This is a genomic window from Brevibacillus nigriterrae (assembly GCF_049846925.1).
Taxonomy (GTDB): Bacteria; Bacillota; Bacilli; order Brevibacillales; family Brevibacillaceae; genus Brevibacillus_H.
In genome coordinates this window covers 85,830-103,844 of record NZ_JBNCMT010000010.1, presented here as the reverse complement: position 1 = coordinate 103,844, position 18,015 = coordinate 85,830, and the positions used below count along the sequence as shown (strand labels likewise).

The 18,015-nt window shown below is 43.6% G+C and carries 20 protein-coding genes and 2 riboswitches; of the genes, 11 read left to right on the top strand and 9 right to left on the bottom strand.

Annotation, left to right across the window (positions count from 1 at the left end):
• Positions 1 to 43 precede the first annotated feature (43 nt).
• The 5 genes from ACPW7N_RS09790 (at position 44) to ACPW7N_RS09770 (ending at position 5,329) form a co-directional block, all read left to right on the top strand.
• Positions 44 to 952 carry a LysR family transcriptional regulator gene (locus ACPW7N_RS09790; RefSeq protein ID WP_425650878.1) on the top strand — a complete coding sequence of 303 codons (909 nt, stop codon included), beginning with the start codon at positions 44 to 46 and terminating at the stop codon, positions 950 to 952.
• A gap of 17 nt (positions 953 to 969) precedes the next feature.
• Positions 970 to 1,079: riboswitch (TPP riboswitch) on the top strand.
• A 99-nt stretch (positions 1,080 to 1,178) separates the two neighbouring features.
• Entirely contained in the window at positions 1,179 to 1,988 is an 810-nt protein-coding gene (gene thiM / locus ACPW7N_RS09785) for a hydroxyethylthiazole kinase (RefSeq protein ID WP_425650877.1), read from the top strand.
• Positions 1,989 to 2,017: 29 nt separating this feature from the next.
• On the top strand, positions 2,018 to 2,851 hold the full coding sequence (gene thiD, locus ACPW7N_RS09780) for a bifunctional hydroxymethylpyrimidine kinase/phosphomethylpyrimidine kinase (protein WP_425650922.1): 834 nt from the start codon (positions 2,018 to 2,020) through the stop codon (positions 2,849 to 2,851).
• Entirely contained in the window at positions 2,835 to 3,494 is a 660-nt protein-coding gene (gene thiE / locus ACPW7N_RS09775) for a thiamine phosphate synthase (RefSeq protein ID WP_425650921.1), read from the top strand. The genes thiD and thiE overlap by 17 nt, the downstream gene beginning before the upstream one ends.
• Before the next feature lie 212 nt (positions 3,495 to 3,706).
• Positions 3,707 to 3,805, top strand: a riboswitch (purine riboswitch).
• Between the two features lie 81 nt (positions 3,806 to 3,886).
• A complete protein-coding gene (locus ACPW7N_RS09770; RefSeq protein WP_425650876.1) occupies positions 3,887 to 5,329 on the top strand; it encodes an NAD(P)/FAD-dependent oxidoreductase in 1,443 nt (480 codons plus the stop codon).
• Between the two features lie 55 nt (positions 5,330 to 5,384).
• On the opposite strand, the gene ACPW7N_RS09765 is transcribed toward ACPW7N_RS09770, so the two are convergent.
• From ACPW7N_RS09765 to ACPW7N_RS09740, 6 genes are all read right to left on the bottom strand, one after another.
• On the bottom strand, positions 5,385 to 6,632 hold the full coding sequence (locus ACPW7N_RS09765) for an NAD(P)/FAD-dependent oxidoreductase (RefSeq protein ID WP_425650875.1): 1,248 nt from the start codon (positions 6,630 to 6,632) through the stop codon (positions 5,385 to 5,387).
• Between the two features lie 155 nt (positions 6,633 to 6,787).
• The gene (locus tag ACPW7N_RS09760; RefSeq protein WP_425650874.1) at positions 6,788 to 7,348 is read right to left on the bottom strand and encodes a 2-oxoacid:acceptor oxidoreductase family protein; all 561 of its coding nucleotides are present in this window, start codon (positions 7,346 to 7,348) and stop codon (positions 6,788 to 6,790) included.
• Entirely contained in the window at positions 7,349 to 8,116 is a 768-nt protein-coding gene (locus ACPW7N_RS09755; RefSeq protein ID WP_425650873.1) for a thiamine pyrophosphate-dependent enzyme, read from the bottom strand.
• Positions 8,113 to 9,177 (bottom strand): 3-methyl-2-oxobutanoate dehydrogenase subunit VorB, encoded by a 1,065-nt coding sequence (locus tag ACPW7N_RS09750; protein ID WP_425650872.1) that lies wholly within the window; start codon positions 9,175 to 9,177, stop codon positions 8,113 to 8,115. Before ACPW7N_RS09750 ends, ACPW7N_RS09755 begins: the two co-directional genes overlap by 4 nt.
• 21 nt (positions 9,178 to 9,198) lie before the next feature.
• Entirely contained in the window at positions 9,199 to 9,435 is a 237-nt protein-coding gene (locus ACPW7N_RS09745) for a 4Fe-4S dicluster domain-containing protein (RefSeq protein WP_425650871.1), read from the bottom strand.
• A gap of 21 nt (positions 9,436 to 9,456) precedes the next feature.
• Positions 9,457 to 10,149, bottom strand: a complete 693-nt coding sequence (locus tag ACPW7N_RS09740; protein ID WP_425650870.1) for an ATP-binding protein — start codon at positions 10,147 to 10,149, stop codon at positions 9,457 to 9,459.
• Between the two features lie 308 nt (positions 10,150 to 10,457).
• On the opposite strand from ACPW7N_RS09740, the gene ACPW7N_RS09735 reads away from it, so the two are divergent.
• From ACPW7N_RS09735 to ACPW7N_RS09725, 3 genes are all read left to right on the top strand, one after another.
• Positions 10,458 to 10,781 carry a YciI family protein gene (locus tag ACPW7N_RS09735; RefSeq protein ID WP_425650869.1) on the top strand — a complete coding sequence of 108 codons (324 nt, stop codon included), beginning with the start codon at positions 10,458 to 10,460 and terminating at the stop codon, positions 10,779 to 10,781.
• Between the two features lie 106 nt (positions 10,782 to 10,887).
• Positions 10,888 to 12,549, top strand: coding sequence for a glutamine--tRNA ligase/YqeY domain fusion protein (locus ACPW7N_RS09730; RefSeq protein ID WP_425650868.1), 1,662 nt, complete (start codon positions 10,888 to 10,890; stop codon positions 12,547 to 12,549).
• Positions 12,550 to 12,741: 192 nt separating this feature from the next.
• Positions 12,742 to 13,521: an aldo/keto reductase gene (locus ACPW7N_RS09725; RefSeq protein ID WP_425650920.1), complete on the top strand. Its 780-nt coding sequence runs from the start codon at positions 12,742 to 12,744 to the stop codon at positions 13,519 to 13,521.
• 74 nt (positions 13,522 to 13,595) lie between these two features.
• Here ACPW7N_RS09725 and ACPW7N_RS09720 read toward each other — a convergent pair whose 3' ends face one another.
• Both ACPW7N_RS09720 and ACPW7N_RS09715 read right to left on the bottom strand, forming a co-directional pair.
• On the bottom strand, positions 13,596 to 14,171 hold the full coding sequence (locus tag ACPW7N_RS09720) for an NAD(P)H-dependent oxidoreductase (RefSeq protein WP_425650867.1): 576 nt from the start codon (positions 14,169 to 14,171) through the stop codon (positions 13,596 to 13,598).
• Positions 14,168 to 14,551: a helix-turn-helix domain-containing protein gene (locus ACPW7N_RS09715; protein ID WP_425650866.1), complete on the bottom strand. Its 384-nt coding sequence runs from the start codon at positions 14,549 to 14,551 to the stop codon at positions 14,168 to 14,170. The genes ACPW7N_RS09720 and ACPW7N_RS09715 overlap by 4 nt, the downstream gene beginning before the upstream one ends.
• 140 nt (positions 14,552 to 14,691) lie before the next feature.
• Here ACPW7N_RS09715 and ACPW7N_RS09710 point away from each other — a divergent pair, with 140 nt between their 5' ends.
• From ACPW7N_RS09710 to ACPW7N_RS09700, 3 genes are all read left to right on the top strand, one after another.
• A complete protein-coding gene (locus ACPW7N_RS09710) occupies positions 14,692 to 15,366 on the top strand; it encodes a uracil-DNA glycosylase (RefSeq protein ID WP_425650865.1) in 675 nt (224 codons plus the stop codon).
• A gap of 104 nt (positions 15,367 to 15,470) precedes the next feature.
• A complete protein-coding gene (locus ACPW7N_RS09705; protein ID WP_425650864.1) occupies positions 15,471 to 15,908 on the top strand; it encodes a GNAT family N-acetyltransferase in 438 nt (145 codons plus the stop codon).
• Positions 15,909 to 15,926: 18 nt separating this feature from the next.
• Positions 15,927 to 16,919: a potassium channel family protein gene (locus ACPW7N_RS09700; RefSeq protein WP_425650863.1), complete on the top strand. Its 993-nt coding sequence runs from the start codon at positions 15,927 to 15,929 to the stop codon at positions 16,917 to 16,919.
• Positions 16,920 to 17,009: 90 nt separating this feature from the next.
• Here ACPW7N_RS09700 and ACPW7N_RS09695 read toward each other — a convergent pair whose 3' ends face one another.
• On the bottom strand, positions 17,010 to 17,741 hold the full coding sequence (locus tag ACPW7N_RS09695) for a LytR/AlgR family response regulator transcription factor (protein WP_425650862.1): 732 nt from the start codon (positions 17,739 to 17,741) through the stop codon (positions 17,010 to 17,012).
• Between the last annotated feature and the right edge of the window lie 274 nt (positions 17,742 to 18,015).

Here is an 18,015-nt window from a genome sequence, read left to right as displayed (position 1 = left end):
TATAATAGAAATATTACTTCAAGCTGGCAGGTGGTCACGTTCAATGGATCAACAATTATTGGTGTTTGTCACTGTCGTAGAAAAAAAGAACTTCTCTCGAGCGGCAGAAGAACTACTAATGACACAACCTGCAGTAAGCCAGTATGTTCAGGCATTAGAGCGTTCTTTTGGCACTCGACTGTTAGAGAGAAACAACAAATTTGTCCGACTGACCAAAGCAGGAGAAATCGTCTACCATCATGCAAAGGAAATCATCAGCTCTTACAACCGAATGAAGTATCTGGTAGATGACATGCTGCATGTGGCGAGTGGAACAATTGCCATTGGTGCGAGCTACACCTATGGAGAGTACATTCTTCCTCATGTCATTGCCAGCTTGCAAAAGAGATATCCGCTCATCCAACCGTCTATTAAGATTGGAAATACGCGTGAGATAGCTGAATCCGTGCTGAATCATGAAATTGATGTAGGGGTAATAGAAGGAAAATACCATCACGATAATCTGTACATCGAGCCAATTGCAGATGATGAAATGGTGGTAGTGGCAAGCTCCGAACATCCGTTAGCAACAAAAGATACAGTAACAGTTGCTGACTTGGCAGAAGAGAGATGGATTGTGCGGGAAATGGGCTCCGGTACCCGTGATACAACAGATCGAATGTTCGCTGTAAACAACCTGCAGCCTGCAAATCTTATGGAGTTCGGGAGTACACAACTCATTAAGGAGTCAGTGGAAGCGGGGTTAGGCATTTCACTGCTTTCCGAGGATGCGATCAGAAAAGAAGTAACACTGGGGACATTACAGATACTGCCGGCCACTATTGAACCCGTCATTCGGCAATTTACCATGATCACCCTGGCGTCCCATTTCCAAACGAAAGCAGTAGAAATGTTTGTAGATTTATTGCGGAGTTCATCTGAGGATATTGCATTCAAAAAAGGTTCAAGGTAATCTTTTAATAAGAGAATTGAATAGTCTTCGGGTGCCTGTGGAATCAGGCTGAGATTACAGCTAAGCTGCTGTTGACCGTTTGAACCTGTTGGGTAATGCCAGCGTAGGGAGTGTTGCTAGTGACCAATCGTGCACTTTTGCTTACGCAAGAGTGCTTTTTTATTTTTTCTCCCGGGCTTGCCAACGGAGTTCAAATCAAAAAACGAGTAGAGGGGAATGTCTATCCATGAAAAATCAAGAAATCTGCGCATTGTTAGAGAAGGTTCGTACGCAAAATCCTTTGGTACATAATATTACCAACGTTGTGGTAACCAATTTTACTGCCAATGGATTATTGGCGTTGGGAGCTTCACCTGTCATGGCTTATTCTAAGCATGAAGTTGCAGATATGGCGAAGCTTGCGGGGGCATTGGTTTTAAATATAGGGACACTGAACGATGCAGAAATCGAGTCGATGATCATTGCTGGCAAGTCGGCTAATCAGCATGGAGTGCCAGTCATTTTGGACCCGGTCGGAGCAGGAGCGACTGCCTATCGTACACAGACTGCACAACGAATTGTAAAAGAGGTACGGGTTTCAATCGTGAGAGGGAATGCGGCTGAAATTGCTAACGTAGTTGGGGAAGCATGGGCAATCAAGGGTGTCGATGCAGGGGAAGGTTCAGGAGACGTAGTTGCCCTTGCGCAAAAAGCGGCGAAAGCACTCCAAGCAATGGTGGTTATTACAGGAAAAGATGATGTGATTACAGATGGGGAAACAACATACCTCGTACACAATGGCCATCCTATCCTTACCAAAGTGACAGGAACAGGCTGCCTGCTCACCTCTGTAATCGGCGCATTCGCTGCTGTGTCCGAGGATAAGCTTCGTGGAGCAGTGGCAGCACTTGCCTGCTATGGAGTGGCTGCACAAATTGCATGGAGCAACCAGGGAGAGAACGGCCCGGGAAGCTTCCAAATTGAGTTTTTGAATCAACTTTCAAAGATAAATGCTGACAATATCATTGAAATGTCTTCCGTATCGAAAGTGGGTTAAATTTCAAAGGAGAAATGAGGTTGGAAAAGATGGTGAAACCATATAAGGCATTAACAATTGCCGGATCGGACAGTGGTGGAGGTGCTGGCATTCAAGCGGATCTCAAAACCTTTCAAGAGCTCGGAGTATTCGGAATGTCAGCATTAACGGCGATTACTGCACAGAATACGTTGGGTGTGCACGGAGTCTATCCGTTACCAGTCGAAGCCGTGGAGAAGCAAATCATCGCCATCGGTGAAGATATGGGTACCGATGCAGTCAAGACAGGGATGTTGTTCAGTGGAGAGATTATCCGTTCTGTTGCCGACCAAGTGAAAACATACGGATGGAACAAGCTTGTTGTTGACCCTGTCATGGTTGCCAAAGGAGGATCTCCGCTGTTGCAGCAGGAGGCAATTCAATCATTGAGAGAACACTTGCTGCCGTTGGCTATGGTCGTTACCCCGAATATCCCGGAAGCTGAATTGTTGACAGCTATAACGATTGACTCGCTGGAAAAAAGAAAGCAAGCAGCCCGTTCCTTATTCGAGATGGGAGCAAGACACGTGGTTATGAAAGGTGGTCATGCCGATGATGAGGAAACGGTCATTGACCTTTTGTTCGACGGGAAGGAATTCATTTCTTTCGAGAGCAAGCGTGTATCGACTAGACATACCCATGGAACAGGGTGTACGTTCGCCGCAGCAATCACAGCAGAGTTGGCGAAAGGCAGAAGTGTATCAGAAGCGGTCATGACAGCCAAGCAGTTTATTTCAGCAGCGATTGAAGATGAATTGGGTATTGGATTGGGTCATGGACCCACCAATCATTGGGCATATAACAGAAGACGGGTAAATGGGGTAAACCATCATGCAAATGAATAATGCAGCTTTGCGGAAACAACTGTCTCTTTACTTCATTATGGGCAGTAACAATTGTGAAAAAGACCCGGTATTCGTCCTTCAAGAGGCGATTCGAGGCGGAATCACGCTGTTTCAATTTCGTGAAAAAGGCCATACAGCACTAGCTGGAGCAGCAAAATTCGATCTTGCGAAGAAGCTTCAGGAGGTGTGCAAGCAACATAACATTCCGTTTATTGTGAATGATGATGTGGATTTGGCGATTGCCCTTGATGCTGATGGGGTGCATGTCGGTCAGGAAGACGAATCAGCCAAGGAAGTGAGGCAGAGAATTGGCGACAAAATTCTTGGCGTGTCGGCATATACAGTAGATGAGGCGAGGAAGGCAATTGAACACGGTGCAGACTATCTTGGTGTTGGTCCAATCTTTTCTACCTCGACCAAGGAAGATGCTAAAGCAGCACAGGGGCCCGAGGCAATTCAAGTGATGCGTCAGAAGGGGATTCACATCCCGATCGTAGGAATTGGTGGAATCGACTCGCACAATGCATCGCTTGTCATCGATTCAGGGGCAGATGGGGTCTCCGTCATTTCCGCTATCAGTTTGGCTACGGATACGTATGAAGCAAGCGTGAAGTTGAAACGTGCAGTTAGCAAAGGCGAATAAAAGCTTCGCATAACATACTATTGTTCGGTAATATTATCGAGATGAGTTATTCGGAATTGGCTGTTAGCAAAAATAAACGTTCGTGTTTTTTGGTGTTTTTCATTGATAATAGCAAGCGTAAACAGATTGATTTTGCTTAAAGGCGAATATAACATATAATGCACTATTGACATGTAAGCCTTTCTGCTATACCATACAAATTGTCAAAAAACAAAAAATACATTTGGTCTATTCGTATATCCTCAAGATACGGTTTGAGGGTCTCTACAAGGAACCGTAAATTCCTAACTACGAATGGGGTGAGACTTCTCATACCCATTTGACTGGTTAGGAATTTTTTTTGGGAACAGTAGAAAAATGACAACGAGAATTGGTATAAACGGGAGGATACGATGAACAAATACGATGTGATCATTATTGGCGCCGGGCCTGCTGGTATTTTTACAAGCTATGAAATGACCTTGAAATCTCCGGGATCCAAAGTACTGTTACTGGATAAAGGACACGACATTTACAGCAGACGATGTCCGATTCTTGAAGAAAAAATCAAATTGTGCCCTCCTGCAGCGGGTAAAAAGGAATATGCAGGATGTTTGCCGGCCTGTTCAATCACAGGTGGCTTCGGTGGCGCAGGAGCTTACAGTGATGGGAAGTTTAATATTACTACTGAATTTGGAGGCTGGATGACGGATTACATCAGCCCGTCCAAAGTTCTGGACCTGATTAAATACGTGGATTCCATTAACTTGGAGCACGGCGCAACTCCTAACATTACAGACCCAACAACAGAAGTCGTGAAAGATATCGAGCAACGAGGATTTGCAGCAGGTCTCAAGTTGTTGCGAGCACAAGTAAGACACTTGGGGACAGAGCAGAATCTTGAAATCCTTGCATCGATCTACGAATACCTGAAGACTCGAATTGATATGCAGTTCAAAACAGAAGTGGAAGATATTATTACGGCCAAGGATGAAGACGGTTACCGTGTTCAAGGTGTTACGTTGAAAAACGGAGAGGAATACCTGAGCGATCATGTCGTTATCGTTCCTGGTAGGGACGGTTCTGCTTGGTTAACGGAAATCTTGAAGAAAAGAAGATTAAAAATGATCAACAACCAGGTGGATGTAGGAGTACGAGTAGAGACATCCGATGTTGTGATGAGAGAGATTAACGAGCATTTGTATGAAGGTAAATTCATTTACAATACGTCAGTTGGAACCCGTGTGCGTACCTTCTGTAGCAATCCATCCGGGCACGTAGTTGTTGAGAATCACAGTGGAGTTATGGCGGCAAACGGTCATTCTTACAAAGATCCTGCGCTAGGTTCTACGAATACCAACTTTGCGCTATTGGTATCACACAAATTCACCGATCCATTTGATAAGCCAAACGAATATGCTCGTGAGATTTGCAAGAGAGCAAATGACTTGTCCAACGGTGGAGTCATCGTCCAGAAGTATGGTGATATCCTGAGAGGAAGACGTTCAACCGAATCTCGAATCAAAGAAGGGTTCCTGGAGCCTACGCTGAAAGAGGCAGTTCCTGGTGATCTTGGATTAGTTCTCCCTTACAACACAATGAAGAGCTTGATTGAAATGATCGAAGCGCTTGATAAAGTAACTCCAGGTATTGCTTCCGAACACACATTGTTCTACGGCGTTGAGGCCAAATTCTACTCAGCTCGACCAAAGCTTACAGAGGAATTTGAAACAGAGATTAAAGGGTTGTTCTGTGGCGGAGACGGAGCAGGTGTGACAAGGGGATTGGCTCAAGCGGGAGCTGCCGGGGTTTGGATTGCACGAAATATCATTAACCGTTTAGAAAAAAGAGATTAAGTTGAGAAACCACCCGTTACCGTTCGGGTGGTTTTTATCATGTACAACCACTCACCTAAACCATTGTCAAAGATGGTTGACGTTCAAAACGGAAAAGCTCAGCATCGGGATGCCTGCCTTTAATGATAAGGTCACTTAGGATTTCGGCAGCAATTGTACTATATACTGTGCCGTTCCCTCCATATACGAGTGCAAAATAACAATGAGGGTAATCCTCTTGAGAACCTACCATCGGAAGGCCATCATGCGTTGTACCGAATGTTGCTGACCAATAATAGTTTGCTCGGAGATTTGTAATCTGAGGGAACAACTCTTGAACTTTTTGTAAGAGTATATCTCGTTTATGCAGGAGCATGGAGTCCCTTTTCCCAGATTGATAGGTCGGTTCATCCAAGCCACCTGCTATGATCCGATTATCCGCCGTGGTACGCATAAAGAGATAGGGCCTAGCCGTCTCCCAAATTAAACAACGATTATGCCAGCCAGGGAAATCCTCTAGCTGCTGGGTTGCGATAGCATACGCACTAGCTAGTGCTGCATTCGGATTACGCTTGAACTGCTTTTGCGTTTCATATCCTGTGGCAATAATGGCTTTTTTTGCAGTAATTTTTTTACGGTTTTTCGTGATAAAAGTTATCGAGTCTTTTCCGAAAATATGGCTTACAATATCCGTTTCCTGAAAAACACGCATACCTTTTTTGGCACTTTCATAAACCAAACCATTGGCTAATTTGAAGGGATTGAGTTCAGCATCACCACTCCCATAAATGCCTCCAGCCCTGGAAAAGGAAAAGGTTCCTTCGATCTCTTCTTTAGTCATATATTTGACTGGGAAGCCATGCTTTTTCAGGGTGTGGTACTCTTGTTGCAGAGATGGAACATCTTGAGGGGAACTGGCTATGTACAAGCTGTCTCTTCTTTTATAGTCGGGATTAATCTCCAGAGTGGAAGCGATTTGGCCCAGGTCTTCGACTGCCTTTTCACACAGTTTGTAATAGCGCACTCCTTTTTCTTCCCCGAATGAATGAATACATGAGGTTAATGATTTGTCGTTGGTAAATTGAATGAGACCCGTATTTGCGCTCGTGCTCCCGTGACCGATTTTTCTGCGTTCAATCAATACAGTGTCAACTTGATTCTGTGTCAGGTAGTATGAACAGAGCCCTCCAGCCTCACCGCCACCGATGATAAGAACGTCACAGCGAATATCTTCTTCTAATTGAGGGTATTCGGGAGGGGAAGGAAGTGTGTCCAAGCTGTATAATTGCCCCGTTTTCAGGTTAAAACCGTTAGCAAAGCCCATAGCTGCATGTCTCCCCTTTTTCGGACACTCATACCTCTTCATAATCCCAGATAGTATTTCCTGCGGAGATGAGTTAATTACAAATTGCAGGGAATAAAATGAAAGACCCCTACTCCAATCGATGTGAAGTGGGGTCGATAATTTCAGTACATCTGTTAGATTGCTGCTTGCAACAAATGCTCCCTGCAGAGTTCCGCACCTTTTTCCAGAGCTTGTTTGTTCAAAGGAATCAAGTGATGTCTGCGTTCAGGGAGTACTTTTTTCAGTGACTCCAAAATGGCATCAATGGAGACAGCTTTGGTCAATTCGATAAAAGCTCCCAGCAAAATCATGTTCGCAATTTGCGTATTTCCGAGTTGTGCAGCGATGTCGTTCGCAGGAATCTCAATCACTTGAATATCAGTGCGAGTCGATTTGCGATCAATCAAAGCTGAGTTTACGATCAGGATGCCATCAGGCAAAACTGTCGGTTCAAACTTGTCAAAAGAAGGATTGTTCAGCACAATCGCAGCGGTAGGGTGATTTACGACAGGTGCTCCAACTGGTTCATCAGAAATGATCACCGCACAGTTGGCTGTTCCACCTCTTTGTTCAGGTCCATAAGAAGGTAACCAGGAGACATGATAGTCTTGAAGCATTCCAGCATAAGCCAATAACTGCCCCATCGACATTACACCTTGACCGCCAAAGCCAGCGAGTACAACTTCATGTAACATCTACTTCACCCCTTCTTTGTCTTTGAAAACACCTAATGGATAAACAGGAATCATATTATCGTTAACCCATGTGAGAGATTCTTCCGGGCTGTAGCCCCAGTTGGTTGGACAGGTAGAGAGAATCTCAATGAGTGAGAAGCCAAGTCCTTGACGTTGGGTTTCAAAAGCTTTGCGCAGAGCTTGTTTGGTTTTGCGCAGATTTTTCACGTCATGTGTGGATACCCGTTCGATGTAAGCCACGCTATCTAATGTTGCCAACATTTCAGCTACACGAATCGGAGCACCTTGTGCCTGAGCAGAACGTCCGCCTGGAGTGGTAGTTGTTTTTTGACCGATCAAGCTTGTAGGAGCCATTTGTCCGCCAGTCATTCCGTAGATGGCGTTGTTACAGAAGATTACGGTGATATTTTCGCCTCTCGCAGCAGCATGGACGATTTCACCCATACCGATGGAAGCTAGGTCTCCGTCACCCTGATAGGTGAACACAATTCGATCCGGCAATACACGTTTCACGCCAGTGGCAACGGCTGGTGCACGACCATGAGGCGCTTGCGTCATGTCGACGTTAAAGTATTCATAAGAAAGTACAGAACAGCCAACAGAAGCAACCCCAACGGTTTCCTCCAAAACGCCCATTTCTTCTAACACTTCACCCACCATGCGGTGAACGATTCCGTGTGTACAGCCTGGGCAGTAATGGGTTTCCTTTTCTTTCAGTCCAGTTGTTCTGGTGAAAACAGGCTGCATGGTAGTTGTAGATGTGCTCATGCCATTACCCCCTCAAGAATTTGCTCTACCGATTTCAAGATGCTGTCTTGTGTAGGTACCATACCACCGGCACGACCGTTGAAGTAAACAGGTTTTTTGCCGTTTACTGCGAGTCTGACATCTTCAATCATTTGACCTGTGCTCATCTCAACGGTGAGGTATGCTTTTACATGGCCTACTGTATCTGTAAATGGTTGTTGAGGAAACGGCCACAAGCTGATCGGACGAATAAGTCCTGCTTTCAGACCATTTTGACGAGCTTTATTTACGACATTCTTCACGATACGAGCCATGGTTCCGTAAGCAACCAGGATCACATCAGCGTCTTCCGTGAGATAAGACTCGAAACGGACTTCGTTTGCCTCAATTTGCTTGAACTTTGCATCCAAGTGTTCATTATGTCTTTCTAAATCTTCCGGATCAAGGAACAGAGAGGTTACCGATTTAGCAGGTCCGTCTCCTTTTACACCATTGGTTGCCCATGTTTTTTCAGGGAGCTCTTTTTTCGGACGCTCTTTGAATTCAACAGGCTCCATCATTTGACCCATCATTCCATCACCTAATAGCATGACAGGTGTACGATATTGATCGGCTATGTCAAAAGCATCTGCCATCAGATCAACCATCTCTTGGAGACTTGCCGGAGCAAGAACAGGGAGACGGTAATCACCATGCCCACCGCCTTTTACCGCTTGGAAGTAGTCGGATTGAGCTGGTTGGATCGTACCCAAGCCAGGGCCCCCACGCATCATATTACAGATAACGGCTGGAAGCTCGGCCCCTGCCAAATAGGAAATTCCCTCTTGCATCAAGCTGACTCCCGGACTTGAAGAGGAAGTCATTACACGAACGCCTGCACTTGCAGCACCGTACACCATATTGATCGCTGCAACTTCACTTTCAGCTTGTACGAAAGCTCCGCCTACTTCTGGCAGACGCTCCGCCATATAGGAAACCAGTTCATTCTGGGGAGTAATCGGGTAACCGAAAAAATATTTACAGCCTGCTTGAACGGCTGCTTCACCTAATACTTCATTGCCTTTCATTAATACCTTTGCCATGTGTGGAGTCCCCCCTCTTTGCTACGCTGTAATTTTGGATTGTTTGACAGGTCGGAATACAGTTATGACCGAGTCAGGGCATACGATTGCACAGAAGGTACAGGAGATGCATTTCTCTTGATCAGCTACTTGTGCAGGATGATAGCCTTTTCCGTTAATGGAATCAGCTAACGAAATAATTGATACGGGACAGACAGAAACGCACAGTCCGCAACCCTTGCATATTTCTTCTTTAAATAACACCTTGGATTCTTGCATGAATAACCCTCCCTGCGGATTCTACTCCCACGGCAACTTCATATAACGTTCAATCTCGAACCAATCGTGGTTTGGATAAGTTTCTTTTGCTTGATTAGCTAAAGATGAGACAACACAACTGAAGAGAAATGGTATCTTGAGTTGTTCGGATGCAGCCTCAGTAACTTGTAAGCCCCTTTCAATATCATCCCAAGTCGTCTCCGACCCCAAGTTCGTCGTATTCACGAATCCAGTAATGGGAAGGCGAAGTGACTTTTGAATTTTGGAAACGTTTTCAACAATACCTTCTACGTGACTGATTACAGGTCGGTTTGCATTAACAGTAAACAAAACGTCTGGCTGATGTGATTGCAGTTGTGGTGCATACTGTCCAGTTGCTAATGCTCCGTCCCGATCGCCACCTACGTCAATAATCAGATGAAAGGATGGATCGTCGATGTATCGATATATTTCCCCGGAAACGACTGGCAGGTCAGAAGTGGCCAGCTCACCTTTGGGAGCAATAACGATTATCCCCTCGTTTTCGAACACATGGTTCATTTCCCTTGAACGAAAATAGGGGTTAATCACATCCAAATCAGCAATTGCAACCTGATTGCCGGCTGCACGAGAAGTTCTCGCCAAGTTAATCGCTAATTCTGTCTTGCCACACCCATAATGACCGGTGATGATTGTAATTCTGGATAACGATTGATTGGTTTGTCTGTCAAGCATGTGCATAACCCCTTTGTTCTTCCACCATCGAATTACTAATGCAACTCTTTTGCCAATCAACCAATCGTGAAAAAAATGAGGAAAAGAAAGGGTCATAAACTAAAATACTATGCAAAATGTTGCGTTATGCGCAAAAAATTGCACGCAGTCATATTCATATCGATAATATTGATTTTAATTAAGGTAAATAACTTGAAAATATTGAAATCGTTCGACTTTTCTTCGGTGTTGTTTGTGTACTATTCTGTAACTAACCAATCGGGTGTTTTGTCATATTAATGATGAACCACTAGAAAAGAGGCATCGGAATGGAAGAACAGAAGAAACAGTTCATATACGTTTTAAAGCTGGTCCCACACTTGTTCGAGCAATCCAATTGGACGAATGAAGACGAACGAATCGTAGGGGACCATTTTGCTGTCCTGAAGGGATTAACAGAGGAAGGAAAAGTTGTGCTGGCGGGGAGAACTCTTACAATGGATGAAAACACATTTGGTATCGTAATTTTAGAGGTAGATTCGGAGGAAGAGGCAAGAAATATCATGGAAAATGACCCGGCAGTCAAGCACAAAGTCATGACAGCTACCTTGTTTCCTTACCGTATTGCCCTGCAGAGACAGACGACAGGTTGAAACCTTGCTAGGTAATCAGTATTATTGAATACAAGATAATCAGACTGTTAGAGAGGGCATCTGCGTTGAGATTGACGCGTGGATGCCAGTTTTCAGTTGAGAAAGGTTGATATCAGTGGAAAACAAATCGGCTTCATCCAATTTTATAAAAAATATCATTGCAGAAGACCTGAAGTCCGGGAAGGTAGATACGATCGTTACTCGCTTCCCGCCGGAGCCTAACGGATACCTACATATCGGACATGCCAAATCCATTTGCCTGAATTTTGAAGTGGCGGATGAGTTCAAAGGGAAAACAAATTTGCGTTTTGATGATACGAACCCGCTGAAAGAAGATGTGGAGTACGTTGAATCAATCAAAGAAGATGTGAAATGGTTGGGGTTTGATTGGGACGGTTTGTTCTTTGCCTCCGATTATTTCGAAGAGATGTACGATAAAGCCGTTCTTCTTATTAAAAAAGGCAAAGCCTACGTAGATGATTTATCTGCGGACGAAATCAGAGAAACTCGTGGTACATTGACCGAGCCGGGTAAAGATAGCCCACACCGCAATCGCTCAGTAGAAGAAAATCTGGATTTGTTCGCACGTATGCGCAAGGGCGAATTTAAAGACGGTGAAAAAGTGCTTCGTGCCAAAATCGACATGGCTTCCCCGAATATCAATTTACGGGACCCGGTCATTTACCGTATTGCCCATGCCACTCACCATAATACTGGTGACAAATGGTGCATTTATCCGATGTACGCCTTTGCTCATCCGTTGGAAGATGCGATCGAAGGGGTTACGCATTCGATCTGTACCCTGGAATTCGAGGATCAACGCCCGTTTTATGATTGGGTGATTCGTGAGTGTGAGACAGTGAGTGTACCGCATCAATACGAGTTTGCTCGTCTGAATATCACCAATACCGTTATGAGCAAGCGTAAATTGAAACAATTGGTCGATGAGAACTATGTGGATGGATGGGATGACCCTCGTATGCCTACCATCTCCGGATTGCGTCGCAAAGGATACACTCCAGAAGCGATTCGCAACTTCTGCCGTGAAATCGGAGTAGCTCGCGCCTATAGCGTAGTAGACGAGAGAATGTTGGAACACTTCATTCGTGAGGATCTCAAATTGAAAGCACCTCGTACGATGGCTGTACTTCGACCACTGAAAGTCGTCATTACGAATTATCCAGAAGGCCAAGTAGAGATGCTGGATGCAGAAATTAACCCGGAGAACCCAGAGATGGGAACAAGACAAATTCCGTTCTCCCGGGAGATATATGTAGAGCAAGACGATTTCATGGAAAATCCGCCTGCGAAGTATTTCCGCCTTTTCCCTGGTAATGAAGTTCGTCTCAAGCATGCGTATTTCATCAAATGCAATGAGGTCATCAAAGATGCGGAAGGCAATGTGGTTGAGCTTCACTGCACATACGACCCTGAAACGAAGAGCGGCTCAGGCTTCACGGGTCGCAAAGTAAAAGGAACGCTTCACTGGGTGGAAGCAAGCCAAGCAGTAGCGGCTGAATTCCGTCTATACGAACCGTTAATCCTCGATGCGAAGGAAGAAGAGGGAGAAACCTTCCTGGACCATGTCAATCCGAATTCACTGGAGATCCAACATGGATTTGTAGAGCCAAACATGAAGGATTCCAAGGCTCATGACAAGTTCCAATTCTTCCGTCACGGATACTTCAATGTAGATCCGAAGGTTACTACGGCAGACAAGTTAGTGTTTAACCGAATTGTGTCGTTAAAAAGTTCATTTGAAATTTAAGAGGTTTGCATATGATAAGCTGTTGATCTTTTTGGTCAACAGCTTTCACTTTTTTAAATTGATTTACTTTCTTTCAACTAGAAGTGTGGTAAAATGAGGAAGTGTAAGTAACTAACAAATCTATCGTTTAAGGAGGATTGTATTGTGACTACCAAAATTTCAGATACTACTACTTTACATAATGGAGTTAAAATGCCGTGGCTCGGCCTCGGCGTTTGGAGAGTAAGCGAAGGAAATGATGTAGAGAATTCGGTAAAGGCAGCAATAAAAGCCGGCTATCGCAGTATTGATACGGCTGCCATCTATAAAAATGAAGAAGGTGTCGGGAAAGCCATCAAGGAATCAGGCGTTCCTCGTGAGGAATTGTTTATTACCACCAAGGTATGGAACTCTGACCAAGGCTACGAAAGCACTCTGGCAGCATTTGAAGAAAGCCGTTGCAAAGTGGGCGTGGAGTATTTCGATCTGTATCTGATTCACTGGCCAGTAGTAGGAAAATACACAGAAACATGGAAAGCATTGGAGAAGCTTTATAGCGATGGTTTGGTTCGTGCGATTGGGGTTAGTAACTTCAAGATTCATCACCTCGAGGATATCCTTGCCGATTGCCAAGTAAAGCCGATGTTAAATCAGGTAGAATACCATCCATTACTTACTCAGGATGAGCTTCTGACATTCTGCAAGAAAAATGAGATTCAACTGGAAGCATGGAGCCCTCTCATGCAAGGAAATCTCGACATTCCACTATTGCATGAGCTAGGCAAAAAATACGGCAAATCTCCTGCACAAATTGTCCTTCGCTGGGATTTACAAAATGGCGTAGTCACGATCCCTAAGTCCATTACCGAGAGCCGTATCATTGAGAATTCGAATGTTTTTGATTTCGAGCTTAGTGCAGATGACATGGAGAGAATTTCTGGTTTAAACCAAAATAAACGTTTTGGCCCAGACCCGGATCATATTGATTTTTAATTCTTGATTCCTGCAAAAAAGAAAGCCACAGAGACGGTAATTCCGTTCCTGTGGCTTTATAAGTTTTGGTTTACTTATGTGATGACGAGCAGTTCTCGCCGAATACATTCTTTTACTTCATCTAACAAGGCACTGCGTTCAGCATCCGTAATCCCATGAATATGAGAGAGATACGTATGGGTTAGATGGCGTACTCCGCAGAAGCGAAATACTCCCTCATCGACAACCTGACTCATACTGGCAAGCATTCCTGAGCTTCGGTAGTCTTCTTCTCGGTTGTTCGTAGTAGTAAATAAAAATATCTGTTTGTCTGCAAACTGTCCAACCAGCTTGTTGTCTACAAACTGATAGGCAAATCCATAGGTAAAGACACGATCAATGTATCCTTTGAGAATCGCAGGCATGTTCGTCCACCAGGTTGGGTAGATGAAAATCATTTTTTCTGCCCAGCGGATATGCTCTTGTTCTATAGCAATATCAGTTGGCACCGTGCCTGGAATGGGTATGTGATTCGGGTTGAAGTTCATTTGATATAAATCTCGCACTCTTACTTGATGTCCAGATGCGGTCAACTCGTCTTTGACTGTTTGAAGGATGGCATGGTTATAGCTGGCAGGGTTATGATGCGCTATCACAATTAGACAGTTCATGTGAACTCTCCTTTTTCTTGTAAAATTTTCACAACAGAAAGAAACCTCTCCAATTCGTGAATGCTGGTATCAATTTGTACACGGAGTTTTTTCAATTCTTCCAGTTTTGTAAGGGCCAAGCCTTCTTTTAACTCATTAAGCTGAACATCTTTGCAGCCTAGTCCGTTTTTTTCCAATGCGGCAATTGTTTTTACTTGCTCCAGGGTAAATCCTAGTTCTTTCCACTCTAAAATGGCACGGAGCAGCTTCACGTCCTGCTCTGTGAATACTCTAATGCTGTTTTGGCGATTTACCTGAATCATCCCCAGTTTTTCGTAGTAGCGGATGGTATGGATGGAAATGTTCAGCATTTCTGCAACTTCGCTAATTTTGAGAAGCATATGTGCGCACATCCTCTCTTAAGTTCATCATAAAAGCTAGAGTATACTCGAGGTCAAGGGGGGGATTTGCTAAAGGTCTGTTTTGCCTTATGATGAAATAGTAAATGGATATTAGAAAAGCTAATTCGGGAAGTGTTATGATGAAAATTCTCAAAAATGATTGGGCTCAATATTTGAACCAAGAATTTGAACAGCCATACTATTTGCGGATTCGGGAAGTTTTGGTGAACGAATACAATTCGGGTCCGATCTATCCGGATCGCTACGATATATTTAACGCCTTGAACTACACTTCGTATGAAGAAACGAAGGTTGTCATTCTCGGACAAGATCCCTATCATGGTCCAGGACAAGCCCATGGCTTAAGTTTTTCTGTGAAGCCTGGGGTTCCCGCTCCGCCATCTTTACAAAATATCTTCAAGGAACTGCAAGCTGACTTGGGGTGTACGATTCCGAATCACGGACACTTGGTCTCGTGGGCGAAGCAAGGAGTTCTTTTGCTGAATACTGTCTTGACCGTTCGTGAGAGTCAGCCGAACTCACATAAAGGAGTTGGTTGGGAGACCTTTACAGACAAGGTGATTACCACATTGAATGACCGTGAACAACCAGTCGTATTTATTCTCTGGGGGAAGCATGCCCAAGACAAGCAGCAGTTGATTACGAAAAATCATCACTACATTATTCGATCACCGCATCCAAGTCCGCTTTCATCGCATCGAGGATTTTTTGGCAGCCGTCCTTTTTCCAAAGCTAATCAGTTCCTTGAGAAGACGGGTATCGCACCAATCAATTGGCAGATTCCTGATTTATAGAGGAAAGAAAAACTAACGAGTCTCTCTCCCGGTAAAAGGAAAGAGGCTTTTCGTGTTGAAAGGTATTTTCAGGAATTGATAGGTAAGCGGAGGGAAGGAAAAGGATGTCCATTCATATTCGCAAGGCAAAGATGCAAGACAGTAAAAGACTCAGTGAGTTGATGGCGCAACTAAGCAGGCATGAAGTATCGGAGCAGGAGATGATGAATCGAATCGAATTTGTGGAGAGTAGCCCTTTCGATTCACTGTATGTTTGGGAGGAAAATGAGCGGATTTATGGTGTGATGTCGTACCGTATTCGTGAAAACATTGAGGATGTCACGAAATATGGGGAAATATCATCTATTGTTGTTGATCAAGAAGCACGTAGAAAAGGAGTTGGCCGCCAACTGATGGAATATGCCGATCATTTGGCAAAAGAACAAGGCTGCATCGGTACGTGGTTGGTTAGTGGATTTGGCCGGGAAGAAGAGGCGCATCAATTTTACAAAGACTTAGGCTTCAACATCACAGGTTATCGGTTTGTAAAAAAGTTCAGATAACAGATAGAAGGGACATGAATGAGCACCTATCGTAAAGTCGTACTGATTATTATCGGTCTCGTCCTGATCGTTCTGACAGGAGCTGTCGGGTTCAGTTACATTGATAACATTCCTTTTTTTGATGCGTTTTGGATGACAACGATCTCCCTTCTTACGGTTGGCTATGGAGATGTAATTCCGAAATCATTCGCCTCGAAAATATTTGCACTTATTATCATTCCTATCGGGGTAGGACTTGTAACTTATGCACTTGGAGCAGTTGTGGCCAGTATTGTGGAAGGGAAATTATCCAAGACGATGTGGAGGAAAAAGATGAATCGCTCCATTACCCAATCAGAGAATCATATCATTATTTGCGGGCTAGGAAGGGTAGGGCATCAAGTGGTTGCTGCCTTGCTAGAGGAAGCCGTGCCTGTGGTCGTCATTGACCGGGACACCACACACCTCGAGGGATTGCCCAAAGACGTACTGTTTATTGAAGGTGATGCCACAGAAGACCGTGTGTTGCTGGAAGCGGGAATTGAACGAGCGGCTGGATTGGTTGCAACTTTGCCGCAAGACGCTGATAATGTATTTATTTCTCTTACAGCTAAAGGGATCAATCCAAAAATTCAGGTCGTTGCTCGTGCAGAGAGGCCAGAAACAGAGGAGAAGCTGCATCGGGCAGGTGCTGACAAAGTCATTAGTCCTTCCAACATTGGCGGCAAGCGAATGGCCATGTCGATTCTGAAGCCAATCAGTGTGGATTTCGTAGATACCATCTTTCAAGCCAATCGGGAAGAGTATAATGTGGAAGAAATCATCGTGCAGTCTCGCTCTCAGTTGGTGGGCCAAACCATCAAGGAAAACCGGATAAGAGAGCAATTCGGAGTAACCATCGTTGCGATCAGAAGGGACGAGCGTATTATCAGTAACCCGCATGCAGATGAACCCTTGAAAGTAGATGATCTGTTAATTGTTTTTGGAGCCAAGCACCAATTATCAAAATTTGAAAAAGCAACCAAAGGATAAAGAAATGGACTCTGCTCGCATGCCAGGCGAAACAGAGTCCTCTTTTTATTCTTTTTTGTCGCAAGAGCTGGAGCCCATTTAGGATGGATTTTAGATTACATTCAAAGATTTATATACCTCGGAAATGCAATTCCTACTTATATATGCAACCTCTCTGGCACCATTAAAAGTAGCAATAAACGTCTGTCCAGATTGGTATACTTTACAAACATTGTTTAAGTTAATAATAAAACTTCTATGAGTACGGATAAATATATCGGGGTTTAATCTAGATTCTAATGATATTAAACTTTCCTTGATACTAATCACTTTTATTTTAGAACCGTTATTTATATAGACCTTTGTTTCCCTATTTTCAGATGAAATAAATAAAATATGATTTTGGTCGACTGATTGCACTTCACCCATGAGTCGAAAACCAATTTTATTATTTTTCATAAACAAAGAATCATTAACTCCTTTTTGATATAAAGCAATTTTTTTTAGACAGCAAAATAACCGTTCCTGAGTAATTGGTTTTACTAGGTAATCAATAGCTTCCATATCAAAGGCAAATGAAGCAAATTCTGTGGACCTTCCAATCAAGACCATCCCCATCTGAGGAAATCTAATATGTAGTTGTTTTACTAAATTAATACCATCTATTTTAGAGGAATCAATTTCTAAAAATATGATATCAGGGTTCAAATGCACGACATAATCTTTTATTTGTTTTCCCTCTCCTGTTTCTCCGATAACGTCAAGCTGATTTTCTCTTAGAAAGGAGACCAGATTATTACGAAATTTTTGTTGACTATCAGCAACGACTGTTCTACAAAGCATAACTTCTCCTCGCTTGGAATTTCTCATTTACTAATTTTGATTATTTATCTTCGTAAATAAAAAGCTTATCCAATTACCAATAATAACCATAAGTTTAATGTAAGTCAAAGAGTCAATTTCTAATTTTTTACATTCGTCTGTCGAAATTTACATTTAGTAGTCGAATACAAGCTTTTTGTAGCAAACTCAATTACAAAATTAGTAAATTATTATAAAATTTTCCCTGTTAGGAAAAGGAGGTGAAGACATAATGTTTGAAAAGTTAACAAGTGCT

What these genes read in the sequence shown, in the direction of transcription:
- ACPW7N_RS09765 (WP_425650875.1), bottom strand. Translation starts at nt 6,632, where the DNA reads ATGGGCTTTGCTAACGGTTTTAACCTGAAAACGGGGCAATTATACAGC.
- ACPW7N_RS09720 (WP_425650867.1), bottom strand. Translation starts at nt 14,171, where the DNA reads ATGAACTGTCTAATTGTGATAGCGCATCATAACCCTGCCAGCTATAAC.
- thiM (WP_425650877.1), top strand. Translation starts at nt 1,179, where the DNA reads ATGAAAAATCAAGAAATCTGCGCATTGTTAGAGAAGGTTCGTACGCAA.
- ACPW7N_RS09740 (WP_425650870.1), bottom strand. Translation starts at nt 10,149, where the DNA reads ATGCTTGACAGACAAACCAATCAATCGTTATCCAGAATTACAATCATC.
- ACPW7N_RS09755 (WP_425650873.1), bottom strand. Translation starts at nt 8,116, where the DNA reads ATGAGCACATCTACAACTACCATGCAGCCTGTTTTCACCAGAACAACT.
- ACPW7N_RS09745 (WP_425650871.1), bottom strand. Translation starts at nt 9,435, where the DNA reads ATGCAAGAATCCAAGGTGTTATTTAAAGAAGAAATATGCAAGGGTTGC.
- ACPW7N_RS09790 (WP_425650878.1), top strand. Translation starts at nt 44, where the DNA reads ATGGATCAACAATTATTGGTGTTTGTCACTGTCGTAGAAAAAAAGAAC.
- ACPW7N_RS09770 (WP_425650876.1), top strand. Translation starts at nt 3,887, where the DNA reads ATGAACAAATACGATGTGATCATTATTGGCGCCGGGCCTGCTGGTATT.
- ACPW7N_RS09700 (WP_425650863.1), top strand. Translation starts at nt 15,927, where the DNA reads ATGAGCACCTATCGTAAAGTCGTACTGATTATTATCGGTCTCGTCCTG.
- thiD (WP_425650922.1), top strand. Translation starts at nt 2,018, where the DNA reads ATGGTGAAACCATATAAGGCATTAACAATTGCCGGATCGGACAGTGGT.
- ACPW7N_RS09695 (WP_425650862.1), bottom strand. Translation starts at nt 17,741, where the DNA reads ATGCTTTGTAGAACAGTCGTTGCTGATAGTCAACAAAAATTTCGTAAT.
- ACPW7N_RS09710 (WP_425650865.1), top strand. Translation starts at nt 14,692, where the DNA reads ATGAAAATTCTCAAAAATGATTGGGCTCAATATTTGAACCAAGAATTT.
- ACPW7N_RS09725 (WP_425650920.1), top strand. Translation starts at nt 12,742, where the DNA reads ATGCCGTGGCTCGGCCTCGGCGTTTGGAGAGTAAGCGAAGGAAATGAT.
- ACPW7N_RS09715 (WP_425650866.1), bottom strand. Translation starts at nt 14,551, where the DNA reads ATGCTTCTCAAAATTAGCGAAGTTGCAGAAATGCTGAACATTTCCATC.
- ACPW7N_RS09760 (WP_425650874.1), bottom strand. Translation starts at nt 7,348, where the DNA reads ATGTTACATGAAGTTGTACTCGCTGGCTTTGGCGGTCAAGGTGTAATG.
- ACPW7N_RS09705 (WP_425650864.1), top strand. Translation starts at nt 15,471, where the DNA reads ATGTCCATTCATATTCGCAAGGCAAAGATGCAAGACAGTAAAAGACTC.
- ACPW7N_RS09735 (WP_425650869.1), top strand. Translation starts at nt 10,458, where the DNA reads ATGGAAGAACAGAAGAAACAGTTCATATACGTTTTAAAGCTGGTCCCA.
- ACPW7N_RS09750 (WP_425650872.1), bottom strand. Translation starts at nt 9,177, where the DNA reads ATGGCAAAGGTATTAATGAAAGGCAATGAAGTATTAGGTGAAGCAGCC.